Origin of the sequence: Pseudomonas putida (assembly GCF_025905425.1) — a bacterium.
Classification (GTDB): domain Bacteria; phylum Pseudomonadota; class Gammaproteobacteria; order Pseudomonadales; family Pseudomonadaceae; genus Aquipseudomonas; species Aquipseudomonas putida_AF.
In genome coordinates, this window is the sequence record NZ_CP109603.1 from 4975410 (window position 1) to 4993031 (window position 17622).

Here is a 17622-nt window from a genome sequence, read left to right on the forward strand (position 1 = left end):
GTCGCCGGCATTCCTCCAACGCGGCACGGACTTCATCCGACACACGCATGGCCTCGTCCAGCCCGGCCAAAGAGCCACGGCAACGACCCAGGATGCTCACAGCTGCTTGCGGAAAGTCCGCACTTGCCAAAGTGGCGATATCACCTGCGAGGCCTACCCCAACCACTGGGGGTAGACGGAACACTTGTTGCCCTGGATTCGTGACCACGACCTGAGACTGGATGAAGCCCTGTATGGCCTCGACGACTTGCTGAATGTGAGTCACTGAGCACCGCCTTGCCCTTCCAGGGCGCGGGCGATCTCGGCGTGATGGTTATAGCGGGCGAGACGGACAGACAGGGAAGAATTTGCGCGAAGTGCGGCCAGGGCCAGACGCCGGTGGGCGTGTGCGCGGATTTTGGATGGATTGAGGGCGTGCATGGGTCGAGCTCCTAACGTTGAGTGGGAGCTGCCACGAACCGTCGCCAAACGATTATGGGTGGCAGCTGTACGCAGGTTGGCGAACCGGGACGTTAGGAACCCGGCAGACCCGAAGGTCTCCCGCGCACAGCCGCCATAACACGGGACTGCGGGCACAAAAAAAGCGCCTGCAATCGTGATGGGGGCGCTGTTGCGCCTAACGTGTGACGGGTCGCCAAACCCGGCCGCTGAATTTGCAGCGACCGGCGAACCATACCGAGCATCACAATTGCCTGCAACCAGAATTATCGACCGTTCATCGCGGATCTTTAGTGACGGCATCATTCGACCACCTTCTGCGCCGACCCAGCGCTCAGGAAGTACGTGGCCACTTTGCGATGATCGCGACCATGGTCATCTTTCAGCGTGCTCAGATGAGTAGCAATCTTGTGACCCAGGGCGCGAAGCTCGGCAATACGCGCGCCCGGGCGCACGATGTTCAGCTGCGCGATGGCCTGGAAGGTGTTGATCGAGCCGTGCTGGCGCAAGTGGGCAAGCAAGCGAATACGCTGCGCGCTGCCGCTGGTGTCATTGTTATCGCACGCTGGGCAACCACTATTGAGAGGCGGAGTGTCTGCCATGTTCATGCCCCCTCGCCTTCACAGCCTGCTTGATCGCGCTCGCTCTTATGCCCCTGCTGGACCTCGCGGGGATGCACCAAATTTTTTAAGGGTACGGGAAGGGATAGAACCGCTTTTTCCAAGCCAGCCGATCCCTTCTCTGCGCTCACGCAGAGTTGATTGGACATCATGGGTTAGGCCTCCTGGCTGCGCAGGAAGGATTCCACAGAGTCAGGTTCCCAACGGACAGAACGACCGAAGCGAATAGGAGCCGGAAAGCCGGGAGTTTTGGACCAGCGCCACCAAGTGGAGCGGCTGACTTGATACTTGGCGCAAAGCTGAGCTGCGGTAGCGCGGGCGCCGGGGATCGGCAGGTTGGATACATCGGCAATGCAAGTGGCGGCTTGAGCCATGGTAGGTACCTCTAAGATATAGACGTACCGAGGGAGCGAACTGCTTGAAGGGCCCATAGCCACTGCATAAATACCCAGTTGCGTATTGTTCCTTCCGGTACTACAGTCCGCCGCGAAGCCCGTAGAAATGCTTCACCTCGGGGTGCTTGCTGGGTCGACCATCATGCAGCGGACGTTGGTAGCGTCCTTCCCGATCAAGGCCTCGACGTTGGTAGCGTCGGGGCTTTTCTTTGTCTGCAGATTCGCGACCCATCATCCCAACAGTTCGCCATAGTGTTTAAATAACTGGCGGCTGCTTTAGGAATGCCCAGATGTTAGCGGCGATGCCCGTGATGTCGCAACAACTTTCTCTGCTCGTCAGCAGTTACCTTTAGATAACTAAACCTCTCAGCCATTCTACCCGCGCCTGTATACATTGCCCCATACGTCCCCACACGTACCAACAAGGTCTCAATACGTGCAAAAGCAGATTATGGATTCAGGAAAAAATGCCGACGAACGGTAGGTGATGCGTCTGAAACCCCCGGTTTTACTGGCCCCTATTGAGGGCCTCATGAGGGCCTCATTCGATCCTCGCCCGTCCACATCTCGCAATCACGCACCGATCTTCTTTTTCATCTGTAACAAGTAGCCGTCACCTCGCGCCACAAAACCATGAAGTACGATTTTGTGGCGCGCACGCTCTTTTGTAAGATGCAGAAGATCCTGACCGGTAACTAACAACGCTGCGTAATACGATACGTTGTTTATTTGGGCTTATTCGCTACCCTATTCACCGTTCCGACCTGTTCCCCATGGGTTCTTTTGAATTGAATAAGGGCCTGAGGTCGCCCCAAGCGGAGAATGTCGACGTGCAGCAGCCTGGGGGGCGGAATGATCATCAGCGCTGCTGAAGCCATCGGCGCCCAGGCATCTATGGTGGGAGGCGGGATTGAAGCGGGAGCTCAAAATTTAGCTGCTAAATCAGCCCGGCTTCTTCGCCTGCAAGAATGGGGCCGCTGACATGCGTTACGGCTTTGACCTGGAGCTTTTCTTGACCCGCCGCCCCATTGATAGCACATTGCCATCTTTATTTTTCAGCTCGCCCAGAGCAACTGCCAAGCAGTGCTCAAATTGTTCAAGTGCTCGACGCTTCTCCGGTAACGCAGCCTCAGCGTTGTTCCGATAGTGCTTCGATACAACCCCCGTTTGGCCATGCGCCTGCAGAAGGTCGGACAGGCGATCATCAACACCGCACCGCTGCATAAGCTGGGTGCAAGTGCGGCGCAGGTCGCGGGGCGAAAAGGGCGACATCCGCACTCCGTCGACCACAGCATGCTTGGAATCCATCCAATCCGCTATCGCATGGGTCGGACTACTGATAACGAAGGGCTGCTTGCCATGCGTAGTCCAAGGCCATTGATGGTCACCGCTGATTTCAAGCACGCGCCGCATGATCGAGATCGCACGATCCGAAAGCGGGACCAGGTGCGGCCGGCTCAAGGTCTGCCCGCCCCTTCCCTTACGGTGAACGAGTAGAACAGTGCCCTCGTCCAGGTCGTAGTCAGCCCATGTGGTTTCGACGATGTTCTTGATGCGCTGGCCACCAGTCGCGATTACAAACTTGAACAGCAGCGCCATCACCGGACCAATGCCATCTGTGCTCTCGATCGTCTGCCAAAAGTGCTTCAGCTCAGCATCCGAGAGGGCCCGCTCGACAGGAGCGGAGACCTTCTCCACCTTCACCATTGCGGCCGGGTTGATCTCAAGGCTATAGACCTTGTCGTTTGAGCGCCCTACGACGCTCTCGACCGTAAGGCCATGATTGAAAGCCGCGACAAGGAAAGAACGCATCCGATCGGCCTGGACCTTGGAGCCGCGATTCCAGATCGGGTTGAGGATCGTGAGGATATGCTCTGATCGAATGTCCCGGGCCTTCATCAGCATGATGTCGGGATGGGGGGTTGCCAGGTTGCTCTTGAACAAGCGCTCCAGCTCTTTCACAACGCCTATGGTCGCCTTGGCCCGGCGTGACTCGATGTAATCTAAGAAAAGGTCATGGAAGCTGCCGCGGGCTGCGTCTATCTCAGCCAAGCGCAAGCGCTCAAGCCTCTCTTGTTCCATCCGCGCAGCCGCGTTCTCTTGCTCGATCTCGACTGCTGCCTTCTGTTGAGCAACATACGTCAGGTACTTGGCCAGGCCTCCCGCAGCCGCGGCCTCAACAGAGATACGCATCGCCTCGGCGCGGATTCCATCAAGGGTATGCTCACCTGTCCCTACACGGGGCTTCTTGGAGAGCGTCCCCAGCACCAGCCTCTTATCGCTGTCAGGTGTGCGCTCTCGGTAATAGGCCTGGATTGCACCTGATGCTTTGCGCTCGAGAAGCAGAGTGCCCTTTCCACGAGAACCCACCGGCTCAGACTGTCGGGTTTTTACGGAGTATGCCTCCATCTCAGTCATGCGCGTGCGCTTAGCCATTTTTCCCCGTTGCCTCCACGTTTTCCCCGTTCGATCCCCGTTTTCGATGCAAAGGTACGCTATCGGGTGAAACATAGAAAGACATCAAGACGGCGTTATGTGGGGCTTTCTCTGGTTATCACGGCATCCCATGAGAATCGGTGACCTCTCGAAAACCATCAGAGCAAACGGCTTGTAATCAGTAGTTCCCGGGTTCGATTCCTGGTGCCGCACCATACGCAGTATCAAAAAAGGCTCACCGAAAGGTGGGCCTTTTTTTGTTTGGGTGTCCGCTGCCCCTAACGTCTCCTACCTGAAAAGGGCTGAACCGCCCGCAGGCGGGGACGCTTTATCGATGCAATCTCGCCAAATCCTTCAAATACCCACCCCCGACTGGCCACGACCCACGCTATAGCCACCGGCTCCACTTTGGCCAGTCACGGGCGCGATTAGTTTATTCCTACGAGCCAACCGGAACCGACTATCTTGCTGCCACCGCAGGAGCGAATCAGGACTCAATCGAACGTATCGAGCTCGCAAAGCGTGCCGCCATCAGCAACCATATGGGGCCCATTCGCGGCGAACGCGGGCCGCTTGCCGGGCAAGTCAGCACCTCCAGGACAACAATGCCCTTGAATACGGCTCGGTCCCTGTAGGAGCTGGCTTGCCTGCGATGGGCTGCGCAGCAGCCCCAGATGCCCCCAACAAACGCCGTAATCAACGTCAAAGACAGATCCGCGAATCTCCTTAGATTGCCCCCCATTCCGGTTAATTCGGGGGCATCAAAGCTGGACATTTCCGACCAGGCCACCAAGCTGCTTTAATCCCCATTCAACCCGCGAGCGCCTAAGATGGCCGGTGGGTGGCGTGCTCGCTAACAAGTTCGCTTAAGCCCTACAGGAGGCAATGTGCAGTTCATCTACCTTTTTCTCTGCCTTACGGGCGCGGCGTTGCCTCTCTCACAATTTTTCCCGTGGCTTGCTGCACATAGCCTCAACGTACCGCTCCTGTTACAACAGGCAACGTCCAGCAACATTGCTGCGTTCGCTTGGGCTGATGTACTCGTTTCAGGTGTAGCGGTGGTCTTTTTCGTGATTGCGGAAGGTCGCAGGCTTGCTATCCCCCGGCTGTGGTTGCCGTTGTCGTGCCTTGCCGTCGGCCCTTCATTGGCGTTGCCACTGTTTCTCTTGCTGCGGGAGCGCCACCTTGCGGCAGCGCCTGTGGAAGCTTGCCAGTGATACTGCTCGAACAGTCCCTCGCAATTACATGCTGATCGTGGAAAGGATAAGTTGAAAACCTCACCCCGAGACGCAGCCCGCCTTGATTTCTATCAAGGCTAAAAGCGCCAGAACGCATAGCTTGGTATCAGCCCACGCTTACGAGACTGAACGCCATGGCCAAAAAATTCCCCACCCACCCGAGCTACCCCGAGCGTATCTGCTGGGGGTGCGACCTTTACTGCCCTGCCAAGGCGCTAGCCTGTGGCAATGGGGCAGATCGGACCATGCATCCGGTGGAGTTGTTTGGCGAGGACTGGGACAGGTTTGAGGGTCAGCTGGATAAGCCGATTCATGAGGTGCGGCGGGTGCAATCCAGTTGACTGTGTGGGGGGAAAGGGGCCGCGTTGCGGCCCATTCGCAGCACAAGGCTGCTCCTACAGGGGCGGCGTCAGAATGACGTGCTCAGCGTCAGCGACAGATTGCGGGGGTCACCATAGATCGCCCCGGCATAGAACCCGTACCGGGTGTAGTAATGCTTGTCGAACAAGTTATTGGCGTTAAGGCTGACACTGGTCTCATCCGTCAGCTGGTACTTGGCCATGGCATTCCAAATCGCATACCCCGACCAGTTAACGTCGGTCGAGCCCGTGCTGACGCCATTACTCGGCTGCCCAGCCGGGCTAGACACCGCACGAATGTTGCTCTGCGCAGTAACCCCCGCACCAAGCGTCAGGCGGTCCAGTGCGCCGGACAGGCGATAGGTGGTCGAAGCCTTGAACAGGTGTGACGGATCGCTGCGGCCATCACTGTCAATGCGGCGGAAGTGCAGGTAGGTGTAGCCGGCGTAAACGTTCCAATTCGGGGTCAGTGCGCCAGCAATCTCCAAGTCGATACCGTCGGTTTCCTGGCCAGACCCGGCCTTGTAGGCGTCATTGCCGGTCGGGGTGGTCAGGTCGCCGTCCAGCACGGCCTTGTTTTCCTGCTTGGTGCGAAAGTACGCCGCCGAGGCATTCAGGCGGCCATCAAACCACTCGCCCTTGATGCCAGTCTCGTAGCTCTGCCCGCGAATCGGTTCAACCTTGCTGCCGCTGCTGGTCTCGGCGGTCTGCGGGGTGAAGATGTCGGTGTAGCTGGCGTACAGCGAGTAGGTGTCGTTGAGGTCGTAAATAGCCCCCAGGTACGGGGTAACGATGCCGTTTTCTTCCTGGCTGGTACGCACGCCGGCATTGCTGCGGGTAATGGCCGAGTAGTTGCTGGTACGCACGCCGACGATCACCGACAGCGGGTCGGTGATGCTCAGGCGGGTTGCCGCGTACATGCCCTGCAGGCGGGTGGTGGTCTTGCTGTGGCGGCCGGTGCGCGAGGCGAGCATGTCGTAATCGTCATCCACGCCATTGCGCCAGTCGGTCAGCGGGAAGCCGTTGTTGGCGCGGAACTGGCAACCCAGCGCGGCGGCACTGACGCGGCCGTCGCTGACCATGTTGCAGGTGTATTCCGGCGACCAGGCCACAGTGCGGCTGTCGTTGTAACCGACCATCGCCTGGTGGGTGCGGCCAAACAGCTGGAACGGGCCGGACAGGTCGATTTGCGCAGACTGCTGGGTGGTGTCACTGGAGCTGTGCAGGCCGTTAAGCACGGCGCCGCTGCCATCCTGGTCCCAGTAACCGCCAAAGCTGCCGCGCCCAGCCGAGTTGACCTTGGCCAGGCCACGGTGGTTGAGGGCCTCGGCGGTGCTTTGTGCGGCTTTGAGGTCAAGGGTCCAGTCGTTGTCGAAGCGGTGTTCAAGGGAGCCGAATGCGGTGCGGGTGGTGTATTCGCCGAAGCTCCAGCTTGGCACCACGTTGGTGCTGCGTGGCAGGTCGGTCTTGCTGCCGTCGCGGTACCAGATCGGGATGTTTGCGCCCCAACCGCCGCCAACGACTTTGTTGTATTCGTATTGGTAACCGGCGCCCAGGGTGGTGGCGTCGTCCAGGTCGAACTCGAAGTTGGCCAGCGCGGCGCGGGAGCGCTCGGACTGGTTGTCGCGGAACGAGTTGGCGTCCTGTTGGGTCATCACGAAGCGTGAACGCAGGCGGCCATCTTCGGACAGCGGCAGGTTCAGGTCGGCGCCCAGGCGGCGTTTGTCCCAGCTGCCGTAGGTGGCGTACGCGCTGCCGCCAAAGGTCTTGGTCGGGGCCTTGCGAATCAGGTTGACGGTGGCCGACGGGTCGCCGGTGCCGCCAAGCAGGCCGTTGGCGCCACGGACGATATCGATGCGCTCGTACAGGTCCATGTTCAGGGCATTACCCCCGCCGCTGAAATCGGAGCCGCCCTGAAACTGCAGGCCATCGACCTTCCAGTTGGTGATGGAGTACCCGCGGGCACGGTAGTCGGTGCGGCCACCCACTTCGGCCTTGCTGGCGGTCACGCCAGGCGTGGTTTCCAGCGCCTGCTCGATGGTGTGGATGGCGCGGTCATCCATCTGCTGGCGGGTAATGGTAGTCACCGACTGCGGCGTCTGGCGCGGCGTCAGCTTGAGGCCGGTGGAACTGCGGCTGCTCTCGACCGTGTACCCTAGCTGGCCGGTTTCATCGGCAGGCACCAGCGCGCTGTCTTCGATCTGCGTGGCATCCAGCTCCAGTGGCTGGCTGTCAGCCGCCATGGCGCCGCCGCTTATGGCCATGGCAATGAAGAAGGCCAGCGGGTTGAGGCGACTTCCGCCTCGGCTGATGGGAGAGAAGTCGTTCATAATGCTCCGAGGTTTCATTTGGGAAGGCTTCGTATTCGCAGATGATTTTTTGTTACGATTCTAGGGATCCGCCCTTGGGGCTCCAGAGCCGGCTTGTACGGGGATGTAATTGAACGTAACGAGCGCCCCCGGCCCTCACCGAACAGGTGTTTTTTCAAATGAGCACAACCCTGCTGGTTGTCGACGATGACGACGAAATCCGCGAACTTCTCTGCGATTACCTGACAGATGCCGGCTACACCGTGCTGGCGGCCGCTGATGGCATCGAGATGCGCCAGCAACTGGCTGGGCACAAGGTCGAGCTGGTGGTGCTGGACCTGATGCTGCCCGGCGAGGATGGCTTGAGCTTGTGCCGCCAGTTGCAATCGACGCCTGGCCTGGCGGTGATCATGCTGTCTGCCAAAGGCAGCACGCTGGACCGCATCATCGGTTTGGAAGTGGGCGCCGACGATTACCTGGCCAAGCCCTTCGAGCCACGCGAGCTGATTGCCCGGATCAAGGCCGTGCTGCGTCGGCCCCAGCGCCTCGACACGCCCGTGGCAAAACCGGCTGTCGAAGCGCAGCAGTTCGCCGGGTTTCGCCTCGACCACGTCAAACGCCTGCTCACCCGCCCTGACGGCGAAACGTTGACCCTGCCCCGCTCCGATCACCGCGTGTTACGCGAGCTACTGGAGGCCAACAACCGTGTGGTATCGCGCGATCAGCTGACCCGCAGTGCGTTTGGCCGTGACCACCTGCCCGACGACCGCTCGGTGGACATGTGCGTCAGCCGCCTGCGCCAGCAACTGCGACGGGCGCCGGGCGGCGTCGCGCAGATCCTCACCATCCGCAACGAAGGCTACTTGCTGAGCATTGCCCGCAGCGAGGCTGATGCCTGACATGCGTTGGCTCCGCCGGTTGTGGCCGCGCACGTTGTTTGGCCAACTGCTGCTGATCATGGTCAGTGGCACGGTGGTGATCCAGTTGCTGTCGAGCAGCATCTGGTTCGATGTACGTTTCGCTCAGGTGCTCGAAGCCCCCGTTCGGCTGATCGCTGCCCGCAGCGCGCCGCTGATCGCCAGGGCCGACTGCCATGCCGGTACCGTGCAGGCGCCGGCCCACTATCAGGTGCGCTGCGCCGAGTCCCTGCCCGTGCAGGAGGTGGACGAGCGTAGAGGGCGCAAGCGCATCGAGCTGCTGCTGCATCAGGCCCTGAAGTACGAGCTGGGCCATGCTCAGGACGTTCGGCTAATGAAGGTGCAACTGACCGATGAACTGGGCCAGCCGATTGTCTGGCGCAGCCTGTTCGGTTTACGCACGGCGCAGGCGCACATACAGTTTGCCGTGCCGCTGACCGATGGGCATTGGCTGACCATCGATGGCCAAGAGCTGCAAGGCTGGAGCGGCGAGTCCGCCTGGGTGTTGATCAGCGACTACCTGCTTCGCGTCTATGCCCTGCGCATCGTCGCCGTGTTGCTGGTGTGCCTGCTGGCGGTGCGCCTGTGCCTGCGCCCGCTGCGGCGCCTGGCGGATGCTGCGCGGGGGCTGGGCAGCAATCTGGAGCAGCCGCCCTTGGCGCTGGATGGGCCGGAAGAGGTGCGCCAGGCCGCGCAGGCCTTCAATGCGATGCAGCAACGGCTGATTGCGATGGTCAACGACAAGGCCTACTTCCTGGCCGCCGTGTCCCACGACCTGCGCACCCCGCTGACGCGCATGCGCCTGCGCCTGGAGCGCCTGCCGGATGACGAGCAGCGTGAGCGCCTGCGGCAGAACATCACGCAGATGGACGACATGATTGGCCAGGTACTCGATTACCTGCGTGCCGGTGAGCAGCAGAACCTGCAACAGGTGGACCTGGACCGGCTGGTGGCGCGGCAGTGTGCCGACTTGTCCACAGCCAGCGAGCCACTGCCAGTTCATGGCCAGGGTGGCAGCCTGCGGGTCGATGCCCTGCTGCTGCAGCGCTGCCTGCAAAACCTGCTGGTTAATGCACTGCGTTACGCCAAAGAGGTTTCTGTCACGCTGGAGCGTGCGACCACGGGGGTTTATATCCATGTCGATGACCGAGGGCCGGGTATCGCGCCAGGCTTGCTGGCGACGGTCACCGACCCGTTCGTGCGGGGTGAAGGGTCGCGCAACCAGGCGTCTGGGGGGTATGGGCTGGGGTTGAGCATCGCAGAGCGGATCGCGGCCAGCCATGGCGGCGAGTTGCTGTTGTCCAACCGCGACGGCGGTGGGCTGCGGGCCAGCGTGCTGTTACCTGGATAACCTGTCCGCGCGCCTACAAACAGCTGCGCACGGTGCAATAGATAGCGCAGGCCTGGAATCAGGTAACAGTCTTTTACCGATTCCCCAGGTTTTCCGCAGCCCGCCATTGCCTATCCTAGGCGGGTCATCCTGCCTGCGATGGACCCATGAAACACTCTCTGCCCAGCCGCTACGCCTGCCTGTTCATCTGCCTGCTGTTCACCCTTGCCAGCCTCCCGTTACTGGCCCAGCATGCCTGGCTCTGGCCCTTCACACTGATCACCACCCTGCTCAGCCTGGTCGGCCTCAATGAGCTGCGCCAAAGCCACCACGCGGTGCGGCGCAACTACCCGATTCTGGGCAACATCCGTTACCTGATCGAAACCATCCGCCCAGAAATCCGCCAATACCTGATCGAAGGTGACGACGACAAGCTGCCGTTCTCCCGCTCCCAGCGTTCGCTGGTGTACGCCCGGGCCAAGAATGAAAGCGCTGAGAAAGCCTTTGGCACACTCAACGATGCCTACAAGCCCGGCTTTGAGTTCATCAGCCATTCGATGCTGCCGGTGGCCACACCAGACCCTGCCTCGTTCCGCATCGCCATTGGCGGGCCGCAGTGCCAGCAACCCTACTCGGCATCGATCTTCAACATCTCGGCCATGAGCTTCGGCGCGCTCAGCGCCAACGCCATTGCAGCCCTCAACCAGGGGGCACGCCTGGGGCGCTTTGCCCATGACACCGGTGAAGGCAGCATCAGCCCCTACCACCGCGAACATGGCGGCGACCTGATCTGGGAGATCGGCAGCGGTTACTTTGGCTGCCGCACCGAAGAGGGCCGTTTCGACCCGCAACGCTTCGCCGAGCAAGCCCGCTCAGCGCAAGTGAAGATGATTGAGATCAAGCTCAGCCAGGGCGCCAAACCGGGCCACGGCGGCATCCTGCCGGGGCACAAGGTCAGCCCTGAAATTGCTGCTACCCGTGGCGTGCGTGAGGGCGAAGACTGCATTTCACCTGCTGCGCACAGCGCTTTTCGCAGCCCGGTCGAACTGCTGCAATTCATTGCCAACCTGCGCGAACTGTCGGGCGGCAAACCGGTGGGTTTCAAGTTCTGCCTGGGCCACCCGTGGGAATTCATGGGCATCGCCAAAGCCATGCTGGCCACCGGCATCACTCCCGACTTCATCGTCGTCGACGGCAAGGAAGGCGGCACCGGCGCGGCGCCACGCGAGTTCAGCGACAACATGGGCGTGCCCATGCGCGAAGGCTTGATGTTCGTGCACAACACGTTGGTCGGCCTGAACCTGCGCTCAAATATTCGCATTGGTGCGGCGGGCAAGATCGTCAGCGCTTTCGATATCGCCAGTGTGCTGGCCATTGGCGCCGACTGGGTGAATTCGGCGCGTGGCTTCATGTTCGCCATCGGCTGCATCCAGTCGCAGAGTTGCCACACCAACAAGTGCCCGACAGGCGTTGCCACACAAGACCCGCTACGCCAGCGCGCCCTGGTGGTACCGGACAAGGCCCAACGGGTGGCCAGCTTCCATCGCAATACGCTGCATACCTTGGCCGAGATGCTTGCGGCGGCAGGCCTGGAGCACCCTTGCGAACTCAAGCCCAAGCACTTGGCACGACGGGTCAGTGCCAGCGAAATCGGCTTGTTCTCGGACCTGCATACGTTCCTCAAGCCTGGCGAGTTGCTCAGTGGCTCGATTGAAAGCGAGTTTTATGCGCGGATGTGGCGGATGGCTCGCAGCGACAGTTTTGCGTCGGAGACGGGAGACGTTGCAAGCGTGGCGGCAGTGCCCACTAAACAACGCGAAGAGGCAGTTCCAGCTTGATGAACTGGGGCCGCTCTGCGGCCCCTTCGCGGGCAAGCCCGCTCCCACAGGGCCAGCGCAATGCCCATACAAAGCGCTTTACCTTGGGAGCGGGCTTGCCCGCGAAGGGGCTGCAGAGCAGCCCCAGCTGGATCAGTATCAGAAGATGCTGATCGGGTACTCGACGAATACGCGGACTTCGTTGCCGTCGTCGTTGTAGCCGTTCTGCTGCACAGCATTGTTGGTACGCACGAACGAGCTACGCAGCTTGATCGACAGGTCTTTGGCCGGGCCGTCCTGAACCACGTAACGGATCTGGTTGAAGATCTCGCGCTCTTTACCTTCACCGAAGCCTTGTGGGTTGGCGCCGTTGCGGGTGTTGATGTTGTCACCCACCACGTAGGCCAGCTTGTAGGTCAGGCCCGGTACGCCGTAGGCGCCGAAGTCCAGGCCGTAGCCCAGCTGCCAGGAGCGCTCGTCTTCGGCGTTGAAGTCGGACCAGTACGAGTTGGCCAGGTAGATGGTCGAGCCACCGTCACCCACGCCACCGGCGTTCTGGTAGAAGCCGTAGTTGTAGCCGGTGCTGCCAGTGCTGCGCTGATGCGCGAGGGTGAACGAGTGTGCACCGTACGCGTAAGTGGCTGCCAGGCTCCAGATGGTGTTGGAGTCGCCGTTGAGGCCGGCGGCCTGGACGTACTTCTTGTCGATGTCCGACTTGTAGCCGTTGAAGTCCAGGGTCAGGGACTGGTCGCTGGCGATCGGGAAGACGTAGTTCAAGCCCAGGTAGTGCTTCTTCATCACGTCTTCGTTGTCTGCGGTGTACAGCGAAGCGGTGAAGTTGTCGGTGAACTTGTAGCTACCGCCGAAGACGTTGATCGACTTCAGGCCACCACCGTCACGACGCTCGGCACTCTTGCGCGCTTCCTGGGTGAAGCGACCGGCGTTCAGTTCCAGGCCCTCGATCTCTTTGGAGGTGATCAAGGTACCGGTGAAGCTTTCTGGCAGCAGACGTGCGTCGTCGTACTGCAGCACTGGCAGTGCTGGCATCTGGTCACCGTACTTGAGCACGGTGTTGGAGATGCGGAATTTCACGGCAGCGCCGCCACGGGCCAGGTTATGCGGCGAGCTGGCGTTGCCGTCGGCGTTCTTGGTCTCGTGCGGTTTGAAGAAGTCGACGCCGCCACCACCGTTGTGGCCTTTGCCGCCGTCCAGACGCAGGGCATACAGGCCGAATGCGTCGACGCCGACACCGACGGTGCCCTGGGTGAAACCGGAGGAGAAGTTGGCGATGACGCCTTGGCCCCATTCGATCTGGTCATCGGTACCGTGCTTCTTGTCACGGTTGATGTAGGCGTTGCGCAGCAGCACATTGGCGTGGCTGTCTTCGATAAAGCCCTTGCTGTCGGCCTGCTCATTGGCCTGTGCCTGGGTCGCGGCGATCATCGCCAAGGCGACCAGGCTGATCCTGGTTTTCAACATGTTGTTTTCCTTATTCCTAATCAAAAACGCTCTGCAATATGACGCCAGGAACCAACGCCCCTTCGTAGGTTCGACGCTATGCGGATCCAAACTGGAAGGCTTGCCGGCAATCGCACGGTGGCCTTTAACAGCAGCATGGCCATGTCATGGCCAGCAGGCGTTGGCCGAATCCTATCCGTGTGCGATTACAAATGTCAAAAAGTCGTGAAATGCAGGTTGATATAACCAAAATCACCCGCTGCTCTGGTGCATTTCCATGCCTGTTCAGGCCATCAGTGGGCATTTTTTCTTTTGTCAGAAATGTCGCCTTGACCAACCAGCCAACATTCGGCGAGCGGCGTATACAAAAGGCGTAGTTACAAAGTGATACATATGTAAAGACAAGCCTTTACAAATACCCAAGCAACAGCAAATAGCAAGCATTACCATTCGCACCCTCTTTTCACCTGCCTCGGTCCGGATGTATTCATGCTTGTACCCTGCCGCCTTTCTCCCCTGACGCTTGGCCTGTCGCTGCTGTTCAGCGCCAGCCTGGCCAATGCCGCCACCACCACCTTGCCGGAACTGTCAGTCACCGCCGAAAGCGAGCGCGAAGAGGACAACCCGCGGGTCAAGGAGGTCAGTACCGCAACGCGCACCTCGACGCCGGTGCGCTACGTGCCCCAGGCCATCGACACGGTAAAGACCGCCAACGTTCTGGACTACGGCAACAACACCCTGGGCAAGGCGCTTGAAGGCATCCCCAACGTCAGCAGCGGCGCCGACACCCGCTTCGACAGCGTGCGCATCCGCGGTTTCGAGGCCAGCAACGACTTCTACCTGGACGGCATTCGCGACGACAGCCAGTACATCCGCGACCTCAATAACATCGAGCGGGTCGAAGTGCTCAAAGGGCCGGCAGCGGTGCTGTATGGCCGTGGCAGCCAGGGTGGCATCGTCAACCGCGTCAGCAAGGCGCCGGAGCACGGCCGCCGCTCGAGCATCGAGGCGCAAGGCGGTAGCGAAGATCTGCGCAGCCTGTACGCCGACCTCAGCGCCGACCCCAGCGATACCATCAGCCTGCGCCTGAACCTGGGCAACCAGGACACCAACAGCTTCCGCGATGGCATCGATGGCAGCCGCCAGTTGTTCGCCCCGTCGATGAGCTGGCAGCTCTCGCCCGACCTGAACTGGCTGGTGCAGTACGAGTACAGCCGCTACAACCGCACCCCAGACCGTGGCATCCCCGGGGTCAATGGCCGCCCGGCAGACGTCAGCCGCAGCACCACCTATGGCGATACCCAACGCGACTACATCGATGACCGCGCCCAGTCGCTGCGCTCGCGGCTCAACTACCAGCTCAACGAAACCTGGCAACTGCGCCACACCCTTGGCCTGTTCAAGCTCGACAGCGAGTTCGACAACACCTACGCGGTGGGCTACGACGCCAGCAAAAACACCGTTACTCGCCAGCGCTGGCAGCAGGACCTGAACACCCGCAACCTGTTCAACAACCTCGAAGCCGAGGGCGACTTCAACACCTTGGGGCTGGAGCACAAGCTATTGGTAGGCCTGGAGTTCGGCAGCCAACGGCGCGACCCGACCCTTTACAGCGCTGCGCCGAACTCTGTGCCAAGCCTGGACGTCGGCAACCCCAACCGTGGCCTGCAACACACTGGCCCCATGTTGCTGTCGAGCGACAACCACACCGTGGTTCAAAGCCGTGGCCTTTACCTGCAAGACCAGGTCCGCCTGAACGATCAATGGCAGTTGCTCGCCGGCGTGCGATTCGACCAGTTCGAGGTAGAGACCACCAACAAGGACGGCCTGACCGAGCCGCAGGACAGCAACACCACCAGCCCGCGCCTGGGTGTGGTCTACACGCCGTGGCGCGACCACTCCTTCTACGCCTCGTGGAGCAAGACCTTCTCGCCGGTGGGCGGTGGCCTGATCGGCATTACCCCTGGCGCGCCGGGCAACAGCAATGACACCGGGCCAGAGCTCACCCGGCAGAAAGAGATCGGGGTCAAGAGCGACTGGCTCGACCAGCGCCTGACCACCACCCTCGCGGTGTATGAACTGGAGCTGTACAACCGCCGCACGCGTGACGCCAACGACCCGAGAATCACCGTGCTCACCGGTTTGCAACGTTCACGGGGCATCGAGCTGACCGCCACCGGCAACATTGTCGGCAACTGGTACGTGCGTGGGGGCATCGGCCTGCAGGATGCAACCATCGTCAAGGACAACAACAACCAGGAGGGCAACCGCATCAACGACGTGGCCAAGCGTAACGCCAGCCTGTTCGTGACCTGGAAGCCGGAGCTGGGATGGTACGCCGAGACCGGGCTGACGTTGGTCGGTGACCGTTATGCCGACAACCAGAACACCACGGTGTTGCCAGGCTATGGCCGCTGGGATGCGCTGGCCGGCTACCGCACCCACGACTGGGATGTGCGGGCGGCGTTGAACAACATTGCCGACAAGACTTACTACAGTTCGGCAACCAGTGCTGCGCAGATCCAGGTGGGCGACCCGCGCAGCCTGGTGGTGACGAGCACTTACAGGTTCTGATGCTCCTGCCTGCACCGGTGTCAGGACCGGTGCAGGCTACCCCGATAATGTCAGTGCCACACCGCCATCAGCGCCTGCATCTCCGCTTCGCTGATCAGCCCTTGGGGGTATCGCCCGGCAAGCAGACGTCGTGGGTCGGTCGTCCTGACCTGAATGTTTCCATGGTGCTTCAACCACTGCGCCAGAACCTCGAGCGATGGGTGGTTCACTGCCGATGGGCACAAAGCCGACTCACTTGCTGCGTTCATTTCTACACGTACTCCCTTGCCCGTGAGCGGCTAATTTACGTAGGTATTGTTACAGATCCGAGAGCCCCGCCAAGCCGAGCTATCTATTTGAAAAACAATACAAAACGTATGCCAAACACGCCGCCGGAGGTCGCCTGAAAAAAAAGGCCCGTCACATGACAGGCCTCTTCGTTCAGGGTGGCTTCAGCGCTTGACCGGTGCCGGTTGCTGCTGGGTCAGGCAATGGATGTTGCCGCCCCCCAGCAGCAACTCACGGCCAGGGATCATCACCACTTCGTGATCCGGGAAGATCTTGGCCAGGATCGCTCTGGCCTGGGCATCGGCCGGGTCATCGAAGCTCGGCGCGATGATGCCGCCGTTGACGATCAGGAAGTTCACGTACGATCCAGCCAGGCGCACCGATGGGTCGCGCTCTTGGCTGCCGGCCACCTGATCGACACCGTCACACTCTTCGGCAGTGGCAAACAGTGGGCCCGGAATCGGCATCTTGTGCACCACGAACTCACGGCCTTTGGCGTCGCGGGTGTTTTTCAGCACCTCCAGGGCGGCGTGGCAGCGTGCGTAGTTGGGGTCGTTGGAATCATCGGTCCAGGCCAGTAACACTTCGCCTGGGCGCACGTAACAGCAGAAGTTGTCGACGTGGCCGTCGGTTTCGTCGTTGTACAGGCCGTCCGGCAGCCAGACCACGGTATCGACCGCCAGGTGCTCGCGCAGTACCGCTTCGATCTGCTCGCGGCCCAGGTGCGGGTTGCGGTTACGGTTGAGCAGGCATTCCTCGGTGGTGATCACGGTACCTTCGCCGTCCACGTGGATCGAGCCACCTTCCAGCACGAAGCCTTCGGTCTGGTAGCGCTGGCAGCGCTCCATTTCCAGGACCTTGGCGGCCAGCTCCTCGTCACGGTTCCATGGCGCGTAGAGGCCGCCATCGAAACCGCCCCAGGCATTAAAGCCCCAGTCAACGCCGCGTACTTCGCCATGATCGTTGATGACGAAGGTAGGGCCGGTGTCGCGCACCCAGGCATCGTCATTGCTGATTTCCACGACGCGGATGTTCGGCAGGTCGAGTTGGCGACGGGCGTTTTCGTATTGGCCTGCGGAAACGCCCACGGTCACCGGCTCAAAACGGGCGATGGCTTTGGCCAGTGTCACATGGGCAGCCTGCGCCGGTTTGCCACCCAGGCGCCAGTTGTCCGAACGCTCCGGCCAGACCATCCAAACCTGGGTCTGCGGCGCCCATTCAGCGGGCATGTGAAAGCCGTCGGCACGGGGGGTAGAATTGAGGGTTTTCATGGTGAACCTCTGCGTAGGCCCTGAGCCGATGTGCGCTGGGGCGTTGGTCGATGAGTAGGGGTGAGGCACTTTTATAACCGATATTTATCGGCATTTTAACCACGGCTTACAGAAAACAAACAGTATCACGCCGAATATACCGATAACAATCGATGTACTCCATAACGCATAGCTCACCGCAGTGATATTTGTC

Annotated in this window: 13 protein-coding genes; 6 read left to right on the top strand and 7 right to left on the bottom strand. The window is 60.6% G+C overall.

Going from position 1 to position 17622, the window contains the following annotated elements; all coding sequences use genetic code 11:
• Positions 1 to 261 precede the first annotated feature (261 nt).
• From OGV19_RS22490 to OGV19_RS22500, 3 genes are all read right to left on the bottom strand, one after another.
• Positions 262 to 420, bottom strand: coding sequence for a hypothetical protein (locus OGV19_RS22490; protein WP_198749610.1), 159 nt, complete (start codon positions 418 to 420; stop codon positions 262 to 264).
• 320 nt (positions 421 to 740) lie between these two features.
• A complete protein-coding gene (locus tag OGV19_RS22495; RefSeq protein ID WP_264310695.1) occupies positions 741 to 1046 on the bottom strand; it encodes a helix-turn-helix domain-containing protein in 306 nt (101 codons plus the stop codon).
• A 1394-nt stretch (positions 1047 to 2440) separates the two neighbouring features.
• A complete protein-coding gene (locus tag OGV19_RS22500) occupies positions 2441 to 3889 on the bottom strand; it encodes a site-specific integrase (protein WP_264310696.1) in 1449 nt (482 codons plus the stop codon).
• Positions 3890 to 4776: 887 nt separating this feature from the next.
• Between OGV19_RS22500 and OGV19_RS22505 the strand changes: the two genes are divergently transcribed.
• Complete coding sequence (locus OGV19_RS22505) at positions 4777 to 5106, top strand: DUF2834 domain-containing protein (RefSeq protein WP_264310697.1); 330 nt, start codon at positions 4777 to 4779, stop codon at positions 5104 to 5106.
• Between the two features lie 155 nt (positions 5107 to 5261).
• Positions 5262 to 5468, top strand: coding sequence for a DUF3079 domain-containing protein (locus OGV19_RS22510; protein ID WP_264310698.1), 207 nt, complete (start codon positions 5262 to 5264; stop codon positions 5466 to 5468).
• Between the two features lie 68 nt (positions 5469 to 5536).
• On the opposite strand, the gene OGV19_RS22515 is transcribed toward OGV19_RS22510, so the two are convergent.
• Positions 5537 to 7834: a TonB-dependent siderophore receptor gene (locus OGV19_RS22515; RefSeq protein ID WP_264310699.1), complete on the bottom strand. Its 2298-nt coding sequence runs from the start codon at positions 7832 to 7834 to the stop codon at positions 5537 to 5539.
• Between the two features lie 140 nt (positions 7835 to 7974).
• On the opposite strand from OGV19_RS22515, the gene OGV19_RS22520 reads away from it, so the two are divergent.
• From OGV19_RS22520 to OGV19_RS22530, 3 genes are all read left to right on the top strand, one after another.
• The gene (locus OGV19_RS22520) at positions 7975 to 8694 is read left to right on the top strand and encodes a response regulator (protein ID WP_264310700.1); all 720 of its coding nucleotides are present in this window, start codon (positions 7975 to 7977) and stop codon (positions 8692 to 8694) included.
• Between the two features lies 1 nt (position 8695).
• Positions 8696 to 10063, top strand: a complete 1368-nt coding sequence (locus OGV19_RS22525; RefSeq protein WP_264310701.1) for an ATP-binding protein — start codon at positions 8696 to 8698, stop codon at positions 10061 to 10063.
• A gap of 146 nt (positions 10064 to 10209) precedes the next feature.
• On the top strand, positions 10210 to 11880 hold the full coding sequence (locus OGV19_RS22530) for an FMN-binding glutamate synthase family protein (protein ID WP_264310702.1): 1671 nt from the start codon (positions 10210 to 10212) through the stop codon (positions 11878 to 11880).
• A gap of 138 nt (positions 11881 to 12018) precedes the next feature.
• On the opposite strand, the gene OGV19_RS22535 is transcribed toward OGV19_RS22530, so the two are convergent.
• Complete coding sequence (locus OGV19_RS22535) at positions 12019 to 13338, bottom strand: OprD family porin (RefSeq protein WP_264310703.1); 1320 nt, start codon at positions 13336 to 13338, stop codon at positions 12019 to 12021.
• A 468-nt stretch (positions 13339 to 13806) separates the two neighbouring features.
• Here OGV19_RS22535 and OGV19_RS22540 point away from each other — a divergent pair, with 468 nt between their 5' ends.
• Complete coding sequence (locus OGV19_RS22540) at positions 13807 to 15891, top strand: TonB-dependent receptor (protein ID WP_264310704.1); 2085 nt, start codon at positions 13807 to 13809, stop codon at positions 15889 to 15891.
• Between the two features lie 50 nt (positions 15892 to 15941).
• Here OGV19_RS22540 and OGV19_RS22545 read toward each other — a convergent pair whose 3' ends face one another.
• Positions 15942 to 16139 carry a hypothetical protein gene (locus tag OGV19_RS22545; RefSeq protein WP_264310705.1) on the bottom strand — a complete coding sequence of 66 codons (198 nt, stop codon included), beginning with the start codon at positions 16137 to 16139 and terminating at the stop codon, positions 15942 to 15944.
• Between the two features lie 183 nt (positions 16140 to 16322).
• A complete protein-coding gene (gene aguA, locus OGV19_RS22550; RefSeq protein WP_264310706.1) occupies positions 16323 to 17429 on the bottom strand; it encodes an agmatine deiminase in 1107 nt (368 codons plus the stop codon).
• Between the last annotated feature and the right edge of the window lie 193 nt (positions 17430 to 17622).

Coding starts and splice junctions, on each gene's coding strand:
- OGV19_RS22490 (WP_198749610.1), bottom strand. CDS start 420: ATGCACGCCCTCAATCCATCCAAAATCCGCGCACACGCCCACCGGCGT.
- OGV19_RS22495 (WP_264310695.1), bottom strand. CDS start 1,046: ATGAACATGGCAGACACTCCGCCTCTCAATAGTGGTTGCCCAGCGTGC.
- OGV19_RS22500 (WP_264310696.1), bottom strand. CDS start 3,889: ATGGCTAAGCGCACGCGCATGACTGAGATGGAGGCATACTCCGTAAAA.
- OGV19_RS22510 (WP_264310698.1), top strand. CDS start 5,262: ATGGCCAAAAAATTCCCCACCCACCCGAGCTACCCCGAGCGTATCTGC.
- OGV19_RS22515 (WP_264310699.1), bottom strand. CDS start 7,834: ATGAAACCTCGGAGCATTATGAACGACTTCTCTCCCATCAGCCGAGGC.
- OGV19_RS22520 (WP_264310700.1), top strand. CDS start 7,975: ATGAGCACAACCCTGCTGGTTGTCGACGATGACGACGAAATCCGCGAA.
- OGV19_RS22525 (WP_264310701.1), top strand. CDS start 8,696: ATGCGTTGGCTCCGCCGGTTGTGGCCGCGCACGTTGTTTGGCCAACTG.
- OGV19_RS22530 (WP_264310702.1), top strand. CDS start 10,210: ATGAAACACTCTCTGCCCAGCCGCTACGCCTGCCTGTTCATCTGCCTG.
- OGV19_RS22535 (WP_264310703.1), bottom strand. CDS start 13,338: ATGTTGAAAACCAGGATCAGCCTGGTCGCCTTGGCGATGATCGCCGCG.
- OGV19_RS22540 (WP_264310704.1), top strand. CDS start 13,807: ATGCTTGTACCCTGCCGCCTTTCTCCCCTGACGCTTGGCCTGTCGCTG.
- OGV19_RS22545 (WP_264310705.1), bottom strand. CDS start 16,139: ATGAACGCAGCAAGTGAGTCGGCTTTGTGCCCATCGGCAGTGAACCAC.
- aguA (WP_264310706.1), bottom strand. CDS start 17,429: ATGAAAACCCTCAATTCTACCCCCCGTGCCGACGGCTTTCACATGCCC.